The organism is Streptosporangium sp. 'caverna', from assembly GCF_003203775.1.
GTDB lineage: Bacteria > Actinomycetota > Actinomycetes > Streptosporangiales > Streptosporangiaceae > Streptosporangium > Streptosporangium subroseum.
Genome location: NZ_CP029711.1, coordinates 2,809,985 through 2,825,800, shown reverse-complemented (window position 1 = coordinate 2,825,800; position 15,816 = coordinate 2,809,985). Strand labels below are relative to the sequence as shown.

The following is a 15,816-nucleotide window of genomic DNA, read 5'->3' as shown; positions in this document are numbered from 1 at the left end:
TGAATCCGGCGGCGGGGAGCCCCTCCCGTCCGGCCCGCCGCCGCGGGAGACCTCAGCGGGCCCGCAGCGCGGACAGATCCGCCGGAGTGTCGATGTCGGCGGGGTCGCCGATGTCGTCGCAGGGCACCGCGACGACCAGCTCGGGGTGGGCACGCAGGAACGGCCGGGCGCCGGTGTCACCGGTCGCGAGCCCGGCGACCTCCTCGAAGTGCTCCCTGGCGATCAGCACCGGGTTGCGCCGCGCCCCGCCGTAGGTGGCGACGGCCACCGAGGCTCCGTCCCTCGCGGCCCGGATGAGCCGCTCCACCACCTTCGGGCCGATGAACGGCTGGTCCACCAGGGCGATCACCACGTGTTCGGCACCGTCGGGAAGCGCGCCCAGGCCGACGCGGAGCGAGGAGCCCATCCCGGAGCGCCAGTCGGGATTGCACACGGTCACCGCACCCCGCACCTGCGCGGTGGCGGCTCCCAGCACGACGACCACGGGATGGCAGCCGCCGTCATGGAGCAGCCGGATCCCCCGGTCCACCAGCCGCTCTCCCCGGAACTCCACCAGTGCCTTCGGCGTGCCGAGTCGCGACCCCGACCCGGCCGCCAGCAGCAGCCCCGCGCTTCCAGATCTCATGTGACTCCTCGGCTCCGCCCGGCCATCGTGATCACGCGTGGGGCCCGTGCCCGTGGATCCGGCCCGAGCCGTCGGTGAGCGGCTGCCCGGAACCGCCCCAGCGCAGCTGGATCAGCTCGGCCGCGATGGAGACCGCGGTCTCCTCCGGGGTCCGCGCGCCTAGGTCCAGGCCGATCGGCGAGCGCAGCCGCTTCAGCTCCGCCTCGCTCAGGCCCGCCTTCGCGAGCCGTGCCAGCCGGTCCTCGTGCGTACGGCGCGAGCCCATCGCGCCGACGTAGCCCGCCGGGGTGCGCAGGGCCACCTCCAGCAGGGGAACGTCGAACTTCGGGTCGTGGGTGAGCACGCAGATCGCGGTCCGCTCGTCCACGGTGATCGAGCTGAGGTAGTCGTGCGGCCACTTGACGATCACCTCGTCGGCCTCGGGAAAGCGTTTGGCCGTGGTGAACACCGGCCGGGCGTCGCACACGACCACGTGGTAGCCGAGGAACTTGCCGACCCTGGCCACCGCGGCGGCGAAGTCGATCGCGCCGAAGACCAGCATCCGGGGCGGCGGGGCGAAGGAGTTCACGAAGATCGACAGATCGTCGAGGCGCCGCTCACCTTCCGCGCCGTAGCGCCGGACCCCGGTGAGCCCCTGCGCGAGCATGCCCCGGACGTCGTCGTCCACCGCCTCGTCGAGCCGGGCCACGCCCAGCGAGCCCGAGGAGCGGTCCGGCCAGATCACCCGGCGGGCCCCGACCGCGCCGGGTCCCGACAGCACGGTCGCCACCGCCACCGGCTCGCGCTCCCGCACCGACTCGGCGATCGCCCCCAGCTCGGGGAAGGTCTCGCGCGATATCGGCTCGACGAACACGTCCAGGATGCCGCCGCAGGTCAGCCCGACGGAGAAGGCGTCGTCGTCGCTCACGCCGTAGCGTTGCAGGACCGGCGTGCCGGAGGCGAGCACGTCCTGGGCCAGTTCGTAGACGGCGCCCTCGACGCAGCCGCCAGAGACACTGCCCTCCGCCTCCTCGCCGAGCACGGCCATGGAGGCGCCCGGCGGGCGCGGGGCACTACGGAAGGTATCCACCACGGTGGCCAGGCCGAACCTCTCCCCGGTCTCCCACCACCGCGCGATCTGCATCAACACGTCACGCATTCGCGCCTCCCAACAACCTGGCTAGCTCCTCGAAGGCGGCCAGGCTGTGCCCGGCCACAAAGTCGTCAACGTACGGCAGTGCCACACGCATCCCCGCGGTGAGCGGTTGGTAACCCTTCTGCCCCTTATGTGGGTTGACCCAGATCACGCGATGCGCCGTCCGGGACAGCCGGGCCATCTCCGCGCCGAGCAGCGAGACGTCCCCCCGCTCCCACCCGTCGGAGGCGATCACCACGACCGCGCCCCCCGCGTCGTTCAGCGTCAGGAACCTCCGCAGCTCCTCGCCCAGCCGGGTGCCGCCGCTCCAGTCGGGGATGGCGCGGGAGACGGCGTTCATGGCGGTGGCCGGGTCGCGGTGGCGCAGCTCCGCGGTGAGCCGGGTGAGCCGGGTGCCCGTGCTGAACACCTCGGTGGCCCGGGGCTCGGACCTGACCAGCGCGTGGCCGAGGCGGAGCAGCGTGTCGGCGTAGGGGGTCATGGAACCGCTGACGTCCACCAGCAGCACGACCCGGCGGGGCCTGGTCCTGTGCGTGCGATAGCGGAGCCTGGCGGTCTCCCCGCCCCTGCGCAGCGCCTCGCGGATCGTCGCCCTGCTGTCCAGCCGGCCCCGGTGCGACGGCTGGAACCGCCGCGACCTGCGCTGCTCACGCCCCGCCCTGAGCAGGGCGAGCATCCGGTGCACCTCGGCCAGCTCCGCCCCGGTCATCCTGGCCACGTCCCGGTTGCGCAGCACCTCCACCGCGCTCGCGGTCGCCGCGAGGACCGGACCGTCGCCGCTCTCCTCCCGGTCACCGGCCAGGGCCGCGGTGTGCCGGACGACGGTGATCGCGGCGGGTTTCGCGCGGCTCGCGCGCAGCCCCCCGAAGTAGGCCCGGAAGACCCGGTCGTAGCGGGGCAGGTCGTCGGCCGAGGCGCACAGGGTGAAGCGGCCCGCCCAGTAGGCGTCGTCGGGCCTGGCGGCGTCCAGGTGGGACAGGGCTCGCAGGAAGTTCTGGGTCCTCTCGTGGTCGGCGGGGACCCCGGCGGCGCGCAGCGTCCTGGCGAAGCCGGTCATGACGGCGACCATGTCCCCCGGCGTCACGGCAGGCACAGCGGACGCGACAGGCTCGGCGGACGCGGCAGGCACAGCCGTCTCCGCGTCGGCGGGACCGCCGCGTCGCCGGTCGCCGTCAGCGTCGGAGATCACCGAAGAACCCGTTCCCCAGCACGGCCTCGTGGTCCTCCCGGTGCTTGAGCAGGGCGCCCAGCGTGGCGGCGGCCACGTCGGGGTCCAGCTCCCGCGCGCCGAGGGTCAGCAGCGCCTCGGTCCAGTCGAGGGTCTCGGCGATCCCGGGAGGCTTGATGAGGTCGGTCTCGCGGAGCCGTGCCGTCGCCTTGGCCACCTGCTCGGCGAGGCTCTCGGAGCACGCGGGCAGCCGCCTGCGCAGGATCGCCACCTCCCGCTCGAAAGAGGGGTGTTCGAGCCAGTGGTAGAGGCAGCGCCTCTTGAGCGCGTCGTGCACCTCGCGGGTGCGGTTGGAGGTCAGCACGACCACCGGCGGCCGCTCGGCGCGGATCGTGCCGAGCTCGGGGACGGAGATCGCGAAGTCCGAGAGCACCTCCAGCAGGATCGCCTCGAACTCCACGTCGGCCCGGTCGACCTCGTCGATGAGCAGCACCGCCGGCTGGGTCTCGATCGCCTTCAGCAACGGCCGGGCGATCAGGAACCTCCGGTCGTAGACCTCCCCCTCCAGCCGTGCGGCGTCGGTGATCCCGCCCGCCTCGGCGGCCTTCAGGTGCAGGAGCTGGCGGGCGAAGTCCCAGTCGTAGAGCGCCTGGGAGGCGTCGAGTCCCTCGTAACACTGCAGCCGGATCAGCGGCGCCTCCAGCACGGCGGCCAGGGTCCTGGCCAGCTCGGTCTTGCCGACCCCCGCCTCGCCTTCGAGGAGCAGCGGGCGGCCCATCCGCAGCGCGAGGAACGCCGCCGTGGCCAGCCCCTCGTCGGCGAGATAAGCCCGCTCCTCGAGCAACTCGGCCAGCCGGCCGGGAGACTCCATGTCCGATGCCTCGATCGTCCGCCTCACCACCACCTCAGGTTACGCCTGAATGTCCGATCAAGGCTTGGGAGAACAGTGCCATCGGATCCGGCATCAGATGGCAGAGATCGGCCATGGCGGGCCGCCGCGGGCGGTGCCCGGAGGGGGAGGCCGGAGCGGCTGCGCCCGATCACCCCGGGGCGATCGGGCGAACGATCTTAGGTTCGGGGGCGAACAGGCGTATTCTCACCCCCTGTGAGGAATCCGGTCCGTCAGATCAACACACCGTCGAGAGTCGTCGTGGTGGCGTTCCTGACGGTGGTCGCCATCGGCACGGGGCTGCTGTCGATGCCGATGGCGGTCGAGGCGGGCGAGACGACCTCGTGGACGTCCGCTCTGTTCACCGCCACCTCGGCGGTGTGCGTGACCGGACTCGCCGTGCACGACACCGCGGAACACTGGTCGTTCTTCGGCGAGATCGTGATCCTGGTGCTGATGCAGATCGGCGGATTCGGGATCATGACGCTCTCCTCGATCCTCGCGGTGGTCGTCTCCGGCAGGCTGGGCCTGCGCGCCCGGCTCAACACCCAGGCCGAGACCAAGACCTTCGGCCCCGGCGACGTGCGCCGGGTGATCACGGGCGTCGCCAAGGTCACGCTGGTGGCGGAGGTGCTGACCGCCGCGGCGCTCACCGCCCGCTTCCTGATCGGGTACGGCGAGCCGTTCGGCCGCGCTCTTTACTACGGGATATTCCACTCCGTCTCGGCCTTCACCAACGCCGGGTTCGCGCTCTGGCCGGACAGCATCATGAGGTTCGTCGGCGACCCGTGGATCTGCCTCCCCCTCGCGCTGGCGGTGGTCGCCGGAGGCCTCGGCTTCCCCGTCTACGCCGTGCTCCGGCTGCACTGGCGCCGCCCGGCCCGCTGGTCACTGCACACCAAGATCACGCTGGGGATGACCGCCGTCCTGCTGTTCGGCGGGGCCCTGGCCATCACCATCACCGAGTGGAACAACCCCGGCACCATGGGCGGGCTCTCCCCCGGCCTGCGGATCATGGCCGGGTTCTTCCACAGCGCCATGACGCGGAGCGGCGGCCTGAACTCGGTTGACACCTCCCAGATGTCCGAGAACTCCTGGCTGATCAGCGACGTGCTGATGTTCGTCGGCGCGGGCAGCGCGAGCACCGGCGGCGGCATCAAGGTGACGACGTTCGCGCTTCTGGGGTACGTCATCCTCGCCGAGCTGCGCGGCGAACCGGACGTCTCGGCGGGCCGACGCCGCATCCCCGAGCAGCTCCAGCGGCAGACGCTGACCATCGCGCTGCTGAGCGTGGCGTCCGTCGCCGTGGGCACCTTCGTGATGATGGTGGTGACCCCGTTCAAGCTCGACCGCGTACTGTTCGAGGTGATTTCCGCCTTCGGCACGGTCGGCCTGTCGTCGGGGGTCACCGCCCAGGCCGGCACCGCGGGGCACCTGGTCCTGACGGCCCTGATGTTCATCGGCCGAATCGGCCCGGTGACCCTCGGCGCCGCCCTGGCCCTGCACATCCAGACCCGTCGGTTCCGCTATCCGGAGGAGCGTCCTCTCGTTGGTTGACAAGAAGAACCGCGGCGACGCGGTCGTGGTGCTCGGCCTCGGCCGGTTCGGCGGCTCGCTGGCGGTCGAACTCGTGGGACGCGACGTCGAGGTGCTCGGCGTGGACAGCGACTCAAGGACCGTGCAGCAGCTCTCCGGGCAGCTCACCCACGTGGTGTGCGCCGACTCCACCGACCCCGACGCGCTCACCCAGCTGGGCATCGCGGAGTTCGGCCGGGCCGTGGTCGGCATCGGCACCGACATCGAGGCGAGCATCCTGACCACCTCGATCCTGAGCGATCTCGGCGTCCCCGACATCTGGGCCAAGGCGATCACCCTCCAGCACGGCCGGATCCTGGAGCGCGTGGGCGCCCACCACGTGGTGCAGCCCGAGCACGACATGGGCGAGCGGGTCGCGCACCTGGTCACCGGCCGGATGCTCGACTACGTGGAGGTCGACGAGGGCTACGCCCTGATCAAGACCAAGGCTCCCCGATGGGCCGAGAGCAAGCCCCTGGGCGAGCTCGGCATCCGCAAGAAGTACGGGGTCACCGTGGTCGGGATCAAGAAGCCCGGCAGCGGGTTCACCTACTGCACCTCCGACACGCTCATCCAGAGCGGCGACATCCTGCTCGTGGCCGGCGAGACCGACAAGGCCGAACGGTTCGCCGAGGAGACCTGAGGCCTCCTCCGGTCCACCGGGTCAGGCGCGTCCACGGCCGAGTCCGCCGCGGTCACCGGCTGAGAAGAGACGGACGGGGAACGGAGGCGGATCTCGCCGGCCTCGCCGCGCTCCCCCTGAGCCGTGCTCCCCTGAGAGGGGGCAGACGGGAACCGGAGGCGGGTCGGCGGATCTCGCCGGCCTCGCCGTGCTCCCCCCTGAGCCGTGCTCTCTGAGAGGGAGCGGACGGGGACCGGAAGCGGGTCAGCGGGTCTCAGTGGCCTCGCCGCGCTCCCTGATGAGCGCGGCCAGCTCGCGGACCTGCCGTACGGTCCGGTTCTTCTCCGACCCCTGCAGGCCCATGGCCCCGATCGTGACGCCGTCCGCGAAGTCGATCTTGGCCCAGGGCTCGTTGACGATCAGGCTGACCCCGAGCACCTCGGACCACTCGTAGCGGTGCACGCGCAGCGGGTTGACGACGGTGATCCCCCGCTCGTCGGCCTCCACCCGGCACCGCCCCAGCAGGTGCAGGACCCCGGCGACGATCGCGCCGAGCCCGACCATCGCGATCTTGTCGGGGACGGTGAACGGCGGCGGCAGGAGGATCGCCAGGAGCAACGCCCCGAGCACGATCACACCCGCGAAGCCGTACGCCACGATCCGGCCCTTCCTCGGCCGCCACACGACGGGCAGGGCGGGCGGAGAGACGTTCTCTGGGCTCAACTGGAGATCACGATCCTTCGGGCAGACCACCGGTCACGACGGCTGTGACGGCCGGCCACAGTGCCGAACGAAATTTACCGCACGGCACCTCCGGGCCCGGCCGCACACGGGCACCGGCGTGGAGGCGTCTCTCCCGCCCGTCGCGAGCGCGACGGGCGTCATGCTCCGCGACGGGCGGGAGAGGAGTCCCGGCACGGCCCCGGGCACGTCCCGGACGCCTCCCCGGCGGGTTCCGGGCCTCGGCCTCTCAGACCCGCCCCGGATCGGCCACCTTCGGCGCCTCCAGGGCCCGGAGGCCCCTCAGCAGCAGCGCCGTCTCCAGGGCCGCGACGGTGGCCTCGTAACCCTTGTCCTCGTGGCTGCCGGGCAGTCCGGACCTGTCGAGGGCCTGGTCGAGGGATTCGCAGGTCAGCACGCCGTTACCGACCGGGATCTCCTCGTCCAGGGAGATCCGGGTCAGGCCGGAGGTCACCGAGTCGCAGACGTAGTCGAAATGGGCGGTCTCACCGCGGATCACGACCCCGAGGGCGACAACCGCGTCGCACCGCCGGGCCAGGGCCTGGACCATGACCGGGACCTCCAGGGACCCGGCCACGCGGATCACGGTCGCGGTGGCGCCGCTGTCCTGGACGGCCTGTACGGCGCGGGCCACAAGCTGGTCGGTGATCTTCTCGTGCCATCGGGCGGCCACGATGCCGACGGTCAGCCCTCCGGCCTCGACGGCCTGCGCGGGGGGACGTCCGGTGCCGCTCATGCGTTCTCCTCGGGAATGTCGTGGCCGAGGCGGTCGCGCTTGGCCCTCAGGTATTTCTCGTTGTACGGGTTCATCGCCACGGGCATCGGCTCCCGGCCGAGCACCTTGATCCCGTAGCCGTCCATGCCCCGCACCTTCGCCGGGTTGTTGGTCAGCAACCGGATCGACTTCACGCCCAGGTCCGCGAGGATCTGCCCCGCGTTGGAGAACTCCCTCGCGTCCACCGGCAGTCCGAGCTCCAGGTTCGCGTCCACGGTGTCGCTGCCGCTGTCCTGGAGGCCGTACGCCTTGAGCTTGGCCAGCAGCCCGATCCCGCGTCCCTCGTGCCCGCGCAGATACACGATCACTCCTCGGCCCTCGGCGGCGATCGTGGACATCGCGCGGTCGAGCTGCACCCCGCAGTCACACCGCAGCGACCCGAACACGTCCCCGGTCAGGCATTCGGAGTGCGCACGGACCAGGACGTTCTCCCCGTCCTCCAGGTCGCCGTAGACCAGGGCCAGGTGCTCGCCGCCGTCCAGCGCGCTCGCGTAGCCGTACGCCTTCCACATTCCATACTGGTTCGGCAGGCGTGTCTCCGCGACCAGGGTCACCATCCGCTCGGTCCGCCGCCGATACTCCACCAGTTGCTCGATCGAGACGAGCGCGAGGTCGTGCAGGTCACAGAACTCGCGCAGCTCGGGCAGCCGCATCATCGTGCCGTCGTCGTTGACGACCTCGGCCAGCACGCCCGCCGAGCCCAGCCCGGCGAGCACGGCCAGGTCCACGGCCGCCTCGGTGTGGCCGCGCCTGACCAGCACGCCGCCCTCGCGGTAGCGGAGCGGGAAGACGTGGCCCGGCCGTACCAGCTCGAACGGCTCGGTGGCCGAGTCGCACAGGGTGCGGATCGTCCTGGCCCGGTCCGAGGCCGAGATGCCGGTGCTCACCCCGTCACGGGCGTCCACACTGATCGTGTAGGCGGTGCGGAGGCGTTCCTTGTTGTCGTGCACCATCAGCGGCAGGCCGAGCCTGTCGAGGTCCTCACCGCGCATCGGCACGCACACCACGCCGCTGCTGTGCCGGATCGTGAAGGCCAGCAGCTCCGGCGTGGCCTTGGACGCGGCGAAGATGATGTCACCCTCGTTCTCGCGGTTCTCGTCGTCGACGACCACGATGGCCTTACCCTCGCGGATATCGGCAATCGCCCGTTCGATCGGGTCCAGCTTGATCACACCGCCTCCTTCGGAACGAGCACGGCCCTCGACCGGTACTCCTTGAGCCAGTTGAAGAATCCGATCAGGACAAGCACGAAGAACACTCCGTACACGGCTCCCGAGACGACCAGTCCCGAGCGGAAGGCGACCGGCACGCCCACCAGGTCCACGGCCACCCAGATCAGCCAGAAGTCGACCAGCGCCCGGCTCTGGGCCCAGGTCGCGACCGCGCTGCCGACGAAGATGTAGGCGTCGGCGGCGACCAGGAAGTAACCCTCGGGCAGCGGGGCGTACGAACCCCAGGAGAGCCCGGTGGCAAAGAAGATCAGACCGACCGCGGCCGTACCCGCGACCATGACTCCGAGCAGCACGGACCGCTCGCGGCCGGTGGCGGGCCGCACGGCCAGCTCCTGGCCGTTCTGGGTACCGCGCGACCAGCGCCACCAGCCGTAGACGGCCAGCGCGCCGAACATGAACTGCTTGAGCGCGTTGCCGGTGATGTGCGCGTTGACGGAGGCGACGAGCAGCAGCACCGAGCCGACGAGCTGCACCGGCCAGGTCCAGATCGACTTGCGGATCGCCAGCAGTACGGTGGCCAGCGCGGCCACGTTCCCGATCAGATCGGTCCAGAGGACCTTGGTCCCGAGGACCTCGAATCCCGCCTCGGCCCAGTTCATGACCGGCCGCCGGGGACATACGCGCCGACGAGCTTCTCCACGTGCTTGGCGATCACGTCGACCTCGAGGTTCACCGGGTCGCCGGGCCGTTTCGCACCGAGGGTGGTGAGCTGCAGGGTGGTCGGGATCAGGCTGACGGCGAAGCCCTCGCCGTCCACGCTCATCACGGTCAGGCTGATGCCGTCCACCGCGATCGAGCCCTTCTCCACCACGTAGCGGTTGAGGTCGTCCGGCAGGGAGATCCGGACGACCTCCCAGTGCTCGGCGGGCTCCCGCGACAGCAGCACGCCGGTGCCGTCCACGTGGCCCTGCACGATGTGGCCGCCCAGACGCTGGTCCGCGCGGACCGCGCGCTCGAGGTTGACGGGGGATCCCGGTTCCAGCGCGCCGAGCGAGCTGCGGTCCAGGGTCTCCTTCATCACATCGGCGGTGAACACCTCCCCCTGCACGTCCACCACGGTCAGGCAGACGCCGTTGACGGCGATCGAGTCGCCGTGGCCGGCATCGGCGGTGACCACCTTGCCCAGGATCGACATCCGCGCCGCGTCCTCAAGCGGCTCGATCGCGGCGATCTCACCCAGTTCTTCAACGATTCCGGTGAACATTCACAGCTCCTTCGGGGGTATCGGCCGGACCGCTTCCGGCATGCGCCGGGCGGTGTCCACCGGGAACGGCACCCTCGGCGGGGCGCCCGTCAGGGCGGCGTCCGGGACAACATCCGCCGGGGCGAAGTCCATCCGGGCGGCGTCCACCGGGACGGCGTTCCATGGGAAGGCGTTCGCTGAGGGGGCGTTCGTCAAGGCGGCCTCCACCGGGACCGCCGCGTGGGGCCGGGTGGAGGGGACGTCAAGGATGTCGAGGCCGGCACGGCCTGCGAAGGGATGGGGGCCGGTAGCGTCGCGCCCGTGGGCCGTACGCTCGATCGCCCGGCGCGTCTGCGCCCGATCAGTCACCCGAGGTCTCCTACTCGCCAGTAGCTTTCTGCCACGGCGGGCCCCGGGGGATCACAGGTGTATACACCCAGTCAGCGGAGGGTGCCCGAAGACACTCTCCGCTCGCGCGCTTCCTCCCATCCGGACTTTAACCGTCGGTCCTGGAATTTCACCAGGTCAACCGGTCGATGGCATCGACCGGGTCGCGGACTGTAACCGCCGGTTCGGACTTTCACCGACCCCGGAGCACGCTGCTCTGTCTGGTGGGAGCTCACCGCGTCGGGCTCGCTCCCCCTATATCAGTGTGCCACGTCCGGCAAACCGAACGGGACGCACCTCCACAATATGGACCAAGCGCTCGATTATTCACGTCCGGACGACCCGAACCGGCTGGTCCGAGCCGGTTCCCGGACGCTCTGCCCCGGCAGGCCGGGGGTACGGGGCCGGGTGCGTCGAGGGCCGGGCTAGGCGACCCGCTCGGCCATCGCCCGCCTTGCCCTGCGGGCGTCCGGGGAGTATCTGACCGGCGCGGGGATCAGGCCGATCCCCGTCTGCAGGGCTCTCAGGCTGGCCGTCGCCCACAGGTCGCCGAGCGGCGTCGCGGGCAGGCCGTACAGCTTGCGAGCCCAGCGCGGCAGGGTCGCGAACGCCAGCAGGGTGAGCACGGGGAACACCGGCTTGAGCGGCGTCAGGCGCGCCGGGAGAGGAGCGTTGAACGACTGACGGAGCGGGTGGGGCACCTCGGGGGCGAAGTAGAGGCCGGGCCGGCAGCTCTCGATGTAGTCGTACATCTCGCCGACCGAACGGGGCACGTCATCGGGACGGAGACCGACGACCTCGGCGGCCCGCCGCCACTCGTCGACGAACCGGTCGGCCTCCTCGTCCGTCAGGCGCACCCCGGCCCTGCGGGCGACCGACAGATAGGAGTCGACCTCGCCCACGTGGACCCAGAGCAACGCGTCGGGATCGTCGAGGCGGAAACGCTCTCCGGTGTCGAGGTCGAGGGCGGTGAGCCGTGAGTGGATCTTCCTGACCCGGGCGCCGGCACGGGCGACCTCGGCCCTCGTGCCGTAGGTGCGCACGCGGACGAACTCGGTGGTGCGGGCGAAGCGGGCCCAGGCCTCGGAGGGATCCATCAGCGCGGAGTTCTGGGCGACGCCGCGCATCGCGCGGGGGTGCAGGCCCTGCATGAGCATGGCCCGGAAGCCCCCCACGAGCAGGATCGGCTCCCCCATCACCCGCCAGGTCACCGAATCCGGCCCGAACAGCCCGTGATCCATACGCCACCCCCTCGTAAGTAGGTAGTTACCCTACGAAAGCGGGCTAAACACATATGTCCCGAGTCTGTTACACAACCAAGACAAGAACAAGATGAATTCATCTTAATAGCGTCATAGTTGTGTCACAGATCCGTGAATATGAACTTCTGGGTACCTTTACTGTTCCATCCGACCCCCTTCTGCGTCAACGGAATTGCAGCCACAACCTGATTTACATTTCACAACAAAAAAATCAGGAATGGTCCAAGTATTGATTTGTTCATGGTCAATTGCAATGGTTCCTTGAGATCCAGCTCAGCCATGCTCGTTGGGGGCCCCCGCACGATGACCATCCCTGCACCTGCCACGACTACGATTGGCGAGGCGCCCACGGTGAAGCCACCGGAAACGGTGGGCCGTTCACCCGGGCAGCTGATGTGGCTGCGTTTCCGCCGCGATCGGACCGGTATCGCCTCCGCCGTCGTGGTGATTTTCTTTCTACTGGTCGCGATACTCGCGCCGGTGATCTCTTGGTTGTACGGCAAGGACCCCTACGTCCTCTATGGCCAGGACACCCCGGGGCTGCTCAACGACTATGGCTATCCGATCCTGCCCAGCGGTGGCATCAGCTCGGACTTCTGGTTCGGTCTCGAACCAGGCCTGGGCCGCGACGTGTTCATGCAACTGGTCTACGGGATCAGAACCTCACTGCTGATCGCGGTCATCGCGACGGTCCTCACGACGGCGATCGGCGTCGTGATCGGCATCGTCGCCGGATACGCGGGCGGCAAGACCGACTACCTCGTCGGCCGCCTGATCGACACCGTCCTGTCGTTCCCCTCGGTGCTCTTCATCATCGCGTTCATGCCGGTCATCGAGAACATCTTCGTCAGCCCGGATGAGGAGACCCCGGTCTGGCTGCGGGCCGTGACGCTCGTGGTCATGCTGACGCTGTTCGGGTGGGCCGGACTGGCCAGGCTCCTGCGCGGCCAGGTGCTCTCCATGCGCGAACGCGAGTTCGTCGAGGCCGCCCGGGTCACCGGGGCCTCCCCCGCCCGGATCGTGTTCAAGGAACTGCTGCCCAACCTGTGGACGCCGATCCTGATCCAGTCGTCGCTGCTGCTGCCCGCACTGGTGACGTCCGAGGCCGCGCTGTCCTTCCTCGGCGTCGGAATGATCGAGCCCATCCCCGACTGGGGCCGCATGTTCCGGCGCGGCACCGAGATCTACCAGAACGACATCACCTATCTGATCTTCCCAGGTGTCGCCCTGCTGATCTTCGTGATCGCCTTCAACCTGCTCGGAGACTCCATCCGCGACGCCTTCGACCCCAAACTTAAGCGCTAGATCCATCCAATAGGAGAGAGATGACAGTCCGTACGCGGTCAGCAGTAGCCGCACTCGCCATCGGCGTTCTCGCAATGACGAGTGCGTGCGCCGAGGGCAACCCGGGTGCCCCGGCCACTTCCGGCGACACCCCCGGCGCGGCGGCCCCCACCGCGGCCTACAAGCCGCCGACGATCACCGTCGGCACGGCTGATGACTCCAAGGGACCCGCCATCGCACCGGAAGGCGCCGTCAAGGGCGGCACCGTCACGATGTTCGACCGGGATGACTTCTCCCACCTCGATCCCGCCCAGATCTACGTCAACACCGAGTCGAACTTCAACCTGCTGATCGGCCGCGCCCTGACGGGCTACAAGCGGGTCGCCGCGGGTGAGTTCAAGCTGGTCGGTGACCTGGCCACCGACACGGGCACCCCCTCCGACGGCGGCAAGACCTGGACCTTCACCCTCAAGGACGGCGTGAAGTGGCAGGACGGCACGCCGATCACGTCCGAGGACGTCAAGTGGAGCATGGAGCGGACGTTCGCGCCCTTCATCACCACGGGCCCGACCTACGTCCAGCAGTGGCTGACCGACGTCGACTACAAGAAGGCCTACCAGGGCCCGTACGACGGCAAGAGCATGGAGTCCATCGAGACGCCGGACGACAAGACGATCGTCTACAAGTTCAAGACGCCGCACGCCGACGCCAACTACGCCTTCGCCATGGCCGGCTACGGCATCGTGCCCAAGGCCAAGGACACCAAGGAGAAGTACGACAAGGAGCCCGTCTCCAGCGGGCCCTACATCATCAAGTCGCACCTGGTGGACAAGTCCATCGACCTTGAGCGCAACCCGAACTGGGACCCGGCCACCGACCCGATCCGCGGCGCCTACCCCGACAAGTGGCACATGGAGTTCGGCCAGGAGGCCCTGCAGATCACCGACCGCCTGATGGCGGACTCGGGCCCCGACCAGAGCGCCTTCACCTTCTACGCGTCCGTCCCGCCCGAGCGGCTGCAGCAGGTGCTGGGCGACTCCTCCCTGGCGTCGCGCCGGATGAACAGCCCCTCGCCGTACGGCAACTACTACTACTTCAACCTCGACCGGGTGACGGATCCCAAGATCCGCCAGGCCATCAACTTCGCCTGGCCGTCCAAGCAGATCCAGCAGACGCTGGGAGGCCCCGCGGCCGCCGCGCTGCCCACCACGATCCTCAACGAGAACACCACGGTCGGCTACCAGTCCTACGACCTGTTCAACAAGGTGGCCAAGCCCGAGGGTGACATCGACAAGGCCAAGGAACTGCTGGCCTCCTCGAGCAACCCGACTCCGACCATCGTCTACGCCTACAACCAGACGCCGGTCCAGGAGCAGGTCACCGTCGTGATCAAGAGCGCTCTGGAGAAGGCCGGGATCAAGGTCGTGGCCAAGCCGCTCGACCGCAAGACCTACTACGACTCCATCGGCAAGACGAAGAACGAGTTCGACATGTACTGGGGTGGCTGGGGCGCCGACTGGCCGTCCGGCTCCACGGTGCTGCCGGTCGTCTTCGGCCCGGTCAGCGACGGCGCGCCGAACTACTCGCACCTGAAGGACCCGGCGATCACGGCCGAGATGGACAAGATCACCGCTATGACCGACATCGACGCGGCCAACGCCGCGTGGATGGCCCTGGACAAGAAGATCCAGGAAACGATCACCCCGTTGGTCGTCGCGGAGAACAAGATCTCCACCATGCTCCACGGTTCCAAGGTGGGCGGCGCCGAGATCGACCCGCAGCAGTGGATCGTTCAGCCGAACACCATCTTCGTGAAGCCGTAGAAATCTTCGTGAAGCCGTAGGAAACCAGCGGCCGTGATCTCGCAGCACGACATGGGCGAGATCACGGCCCGGGGGCCGTCAGGCCCCCCGCAGCGGTCCAAGCCACCGTCGGGAAACAGGCAATGCTTCGATTCATCACTCGCCGAACCTTCGGCGCCGCGGTCACTCTGGTGATCATCGCCGCCGTCACGTTCTTCCTCTTCTTCGCCGTACCGGCCGACCCGGCGCGGCTCGCGTGCGGCAAGGTCTGCCCGCCCGAGCTGCTCGAGCAGGCGCGGCACAATCTGGGACTGGACCAGCCGCTGTTCACCCAGTTCGTGTCCTGGCTGGCCGGCATCTTCGTCGGCCGCGACTACCAGGGCCTGGGACACTGCTCGGCGCCCTGCCTGGGCTACTCCTTCGTCAACAAGGCGCCGGTGCTGGAGACGATCCTGGACCGGCTCCCGCTCACCATCTCGCTGACGATCGGCGCGGCGGTCATCTTCTTCACCTTCGGCGTGGCCACGGGCATCATCGCGGCGCTGCGTCAGGGGAAGGCGCTGGACAAAATCGCCAGTGTGTCGTCCCTCATCGGCGCCTCCGTGCAGATCTACTTCGTCGGCACGCTCGCGCTGTACTTCCTCGTCTACCAGAACCACATCCTGCGGCAACCGAAATACATACCGTTCACCGAGAATCCACTCTCCTGGGCCGCCGGGCTGCTACTGCCCTGGATCGTGCTGGCGCTCATCTTCACCGCCAACTACACCCGCATGACCCGCTCGACGATGGTGGAGCAACTCGGTGAGGACTACGTCCGCACCGCGCGGGCCAAGGGCATGTCGGCCCGCAGCGTCGTGATGAGATTCGCGCTGCGCGGCACCCTGACCCCCATCGTCACCATCCTGGGCATCGACCTCGGAGCACTGATCGGCGGAGCGATCATCACCGAGACGACCTTCGGGCTGCAGGGCGTGGGGCAGCTCTCGATCAGAGCCGTCACCTCCTCCGACCTGCCCATGCTGATGGCGACGGTGCTGGTGGCGGCCGGGGCCATCGTCGTGTTCAACATCATCGTGGACATCATGTACGCCTTCATCGATCCCCGCGTGCGGCTGAGCTAGGAGTCCGAAGAA

Annotated in this window: 16 protein-coding genes and 1 riboswitch; of the genes, 5 read left to right on the top strand and 11 right to left on the bottom strand. The window is 69.1% G+C overall.

Going from position 1 to position 15,816, the window contains the following annotated elements:
- Positions 1-52: 52 nt before the first annotated feature.
- The 4 genes from DKM19_RS12455 to DKM19_RS12440 are packed head-to-tail and all read right to left on the bottom strand — an operon-like array spanning position 53 to position 3,799.
- Positions 53-625: an NTP transferase domain-containing protein gene (locus DKM19_RS12455; protein WP_110695835.1), complete on the bottom strand. Its 573-nt coding sequence runs from the start codon at positions 623-625 to the stop codon at positions 53-55.
- Between the two features lie 31 nt (positions 626-656).
- The gene (locus DKM19_RS12450) at positions 657-1,763 is read right to left on the bottom strand and encodes an XdhC family protein (RefSeq protein ID WP_110695834.1); all 1,107 of its coding nucleotides are present in this window, start codon (positions 1,761-1,763) and stop codon (positions 657-659) included.
- Positions 1,756-2,949 (bottom strand): VWA domain-containing protein, encoded by a 1,194-nt coding sequence (locus tag DKM19_RS12445; protein WP_369988715.1) that lies wholly within the window; start codon positions 2,947-2,949, stop codon positions 1,756-1,758. Before DKM19_RS12445 ends, DKM19_RS12450 begins: the two co-directional genes overlap by 8 nt.
- Positions 2,933-3,799, bottom strand: coding sequence for a MoxR family ATPase (locus DKM19_RS12440; protein WP_110705671.1), 867 nt, complete (start codon positions 3,797-3,799; stop codon positions 2,933-2,935). Before DKM19_RS12440 ends, DKM19_RS12445 begins: the two co-directional genes overlap by 17 nt.
- Before the next feature lie 234 nt (positions 3,800-4,033).
- On the opposite strand from DKM19_RS12440, the gene DKM19_RS12435 reads away from it, so the two are divergent.
- On the top strand, positions 4,034-5,374 hold the full coding sequence (locus tag DKM19_RS12435; protein WP_110695832.1) for a TrkH family potassium uptake protein: 1,341 nt from the start codon (positions 4,034-4,036) through the stop codon (positions 5,372-5,374).
- Positions 5,367-6,035, top strand: coding sequence for a TrkA family potassium uptake protein (locus tag DKM19_RS12430; protein ID WP_204358769.1), 669 nt, complete (start codon positions 5,367-5,369; stop codon positions 6,033-6,035). Before DKM19_RS12435 ends, DKM19_RS12430 begins: the two co-directional genes overlap by 8 nt.
- Before the next feature lie 243 nt (positions 6,036-6,278).
- Here the strand turns inward: DKM19_RS12430 and DKM19_RS12425 are convergent, their stop codons facing one another.
- From DKM19_RS12425 to DKM19_RS12395, 7 genes are all read right to left on the bottom strand, one after another.
- The gene (locus DKM19_RS12425) at positions 6,279-6,737 is read right to left on the bottom strand and encodes a PH domain-containing protein (protein ID WP_110695831.1); all 459 of its coding nucleotides are present in this window, start codon (positions 6,735-6,737) and stop codon (positions 6,279-6,281) included.
- 247 nt (positions 6,738-6,984) lie between these two features.
- Positions 6,985-7,491: a 6,7-dimethyl-8-ribityllumazine synthase gene (gene ribH / locus DKM19_RS12420; protein ID WP_110695830.1), complete on the bottom strand. Its 507-nt coding sequence runs from the start codon at positions 7,489-7,491 to the stop codon at positions 6,985-6,987.
- Positions 7,488-8,702 (bottom strand): bifunctional 3,4-dihydroxy-2-butanone-4-phosphate synthase/GTP cyclohydrolase II, encoded by a 1,215-nt coding sequence (locus tag DKM19_RS12415; RefSeq protein WP_110695829.1) that lies wholly within the window; start codon positions 8,700-8,702, stop codon positions 7,488-7,490. The genes ribH and DKM19_RS12415 overlap by 4 nt, the downstream gene beginning before the upstream one ends.
- On the bottom strand, positions 8,699-9,361 hold the full coding sequence (locus tag DKM19_RS12410) for a nicotinamide mononucleotide transporter family protein (RefSeq protein WP_110695828.1): 663 nt from the start codon (positions 9,359-9,361) through the stop codon (positions 8,699-8,701). Before DKM19_RS12410 ends, DKM19_RS12415 begins: the two co-directional genes overlap by 4 nt.
- Positions 9,358-9,966, bottom strand: coding sequence for a riboflavin synthase (locus DKM19_RS12405; protein WP_110695827.1), 609 nt, complete (start codon positions 9,964-9,966; stop codon positions 9,358-9,360). Before DKM19_RS12405 ends, DKM19_RS12410 begins: the two co-directional genes overlap by 4 nt.
- Complete coding sequence (locus DKM19_RS12400) at positions 9,967-10,314, bottom strand: hypothetical protein (RefSeq protein ID WP_110695826.1); 348 nt, start codon at positions 10,312-10,314, stop codon at positions 9,967-9,969. It abuts the gene before it with no gap.
- A 102-nt stretch (positions 10,315-10,416) separates the two neighbouring features.
- Positions 10,417-10,547, bottom strand: a riboswitch (FMN riboswitch).
- A 210-nt stretch (positions 10,548-10,757) separates the two neighbouring features.
- A complete protein-coding gene (locus DKM19_RS12395) occupies positions 10,758-11,573 on the bottom strand; it encodes an oxygenase MpaB family protein (RefSeq protein WP_110695825.1) in 816 nt (271 codons plus the stop codon).
- A 372-nt stretch (positions 11,574-11,945) separates the two neighbouring features.
- Here DKM19_RS12395 and DKM19_RS12390 point away from each other — a divergent pair, with 372 nt between their 5' ends.
- From DKM19_RS12390 to DKM19_RS12380, 3 genes are all read left to right on the top strand, one after another.
- Entirely contained in the window at positions 11,946-12,899 is a 954-nt protein-coding gene (locus DKM19_RS12390) for an ABC transporter permease (protein WP_204358768.1), read from the top strand.
- 20 nt (positions 12,900-12,919) lie between these two features.
- Entirely contained in the window at positions 12,920-14,701 is a 1,782-nt protein-coding gene (locus tag DKM19_RS12385; RefSeq protein WP_110695824.1) for an ABC transporter substrate-binding protein, read from the top strand.
- A 122-nt stretch (positions 14,702-14,823) separates the two neighbouring features.
- Positions 14,824-15,804 (top strand): ABC transporter permease, encoded by a 981-nt coding sequence (locus tag DKM19_RS12380; protein WP_110695823.1) that lies wholly within the window; start codon positions 14,824-14,826, stop codon positions 15,802-15,804.
- Positions 15,805-15,816: the final 12 nt, after the last annotated feature.

What these genes read in the sequence shown, in the direction of transcription:
- DKM19_RS12455 (WP_110695835.1), bottom strand. Translation starts at nt 625, where the DNA reads ATGAGATCTGGAAGCGCGGGGCTGCTGCTGGCGGCCGGGTCGGGGTCG.
- DKM19_RS12450 (WP_110695834.1), bottom strand. Translation starts at nt 1,763, where the DNA reads ATGCGTGACGTGTTGATGCAGATCGCGCGGTGGTGGGAGACCGGGGAG.
- DKM19_RS12440 (WP_110705671.1), bottom strand. Translation starts at nt 3,799, where the DNA reads ATGGAGTCTCCCGGCCGGCTGGCCGAGTTGCTCGAGGAGCGGGCTTAT.
- ribH (WP_110695830.1), bottom strand. Translation starts at nt 7,491, where the DNA reads ATGAGCGGCACCGGACGTCCCCCCGCGCAGGCCGTCGAGGCCGGAGGG.
- DKM19_RS12410 (WP_110695828.1), bottom strand. Translation starts at nt 9,361, where the DNA reads ATGAACTGGGCCGAGGCGGGATTCGAGGTCCTCGGGACCAAGGTCCTC.
- DKM19_RS12405 (WP_110695827.1), bottom strand. Translation starts at nt 9,966, where the DNA reads ATGTTCACCGGAATCGTTGAAGAACTGGGTGAGATCGCCGCGATCGAG.
- DKM19_RS12395 (WP_110695825.1), bottom strand. Translation starts at nt 11,573, where the DNA reads ATGGATCACGGGCTGTTCGGGCCGGATTCGGTGACCTGGCGGGTGATG.
- DKM19_RS12385 (WP_110695824.1), top strand. Translation starts at nt 12,920, where the DNA reads ATGACAGTCCGTACGCGGTCAGCAGTAGCCGCACTCGCCATCGGCGTT.
- DKM19_RS12380 (WP_110695823.1), top strand. Translation starts at nt 14,824, where the DNA reads ATGCTTCGATTCATCACTCGCCGAACCTTCGGCGCCGCGGTCACTCTG.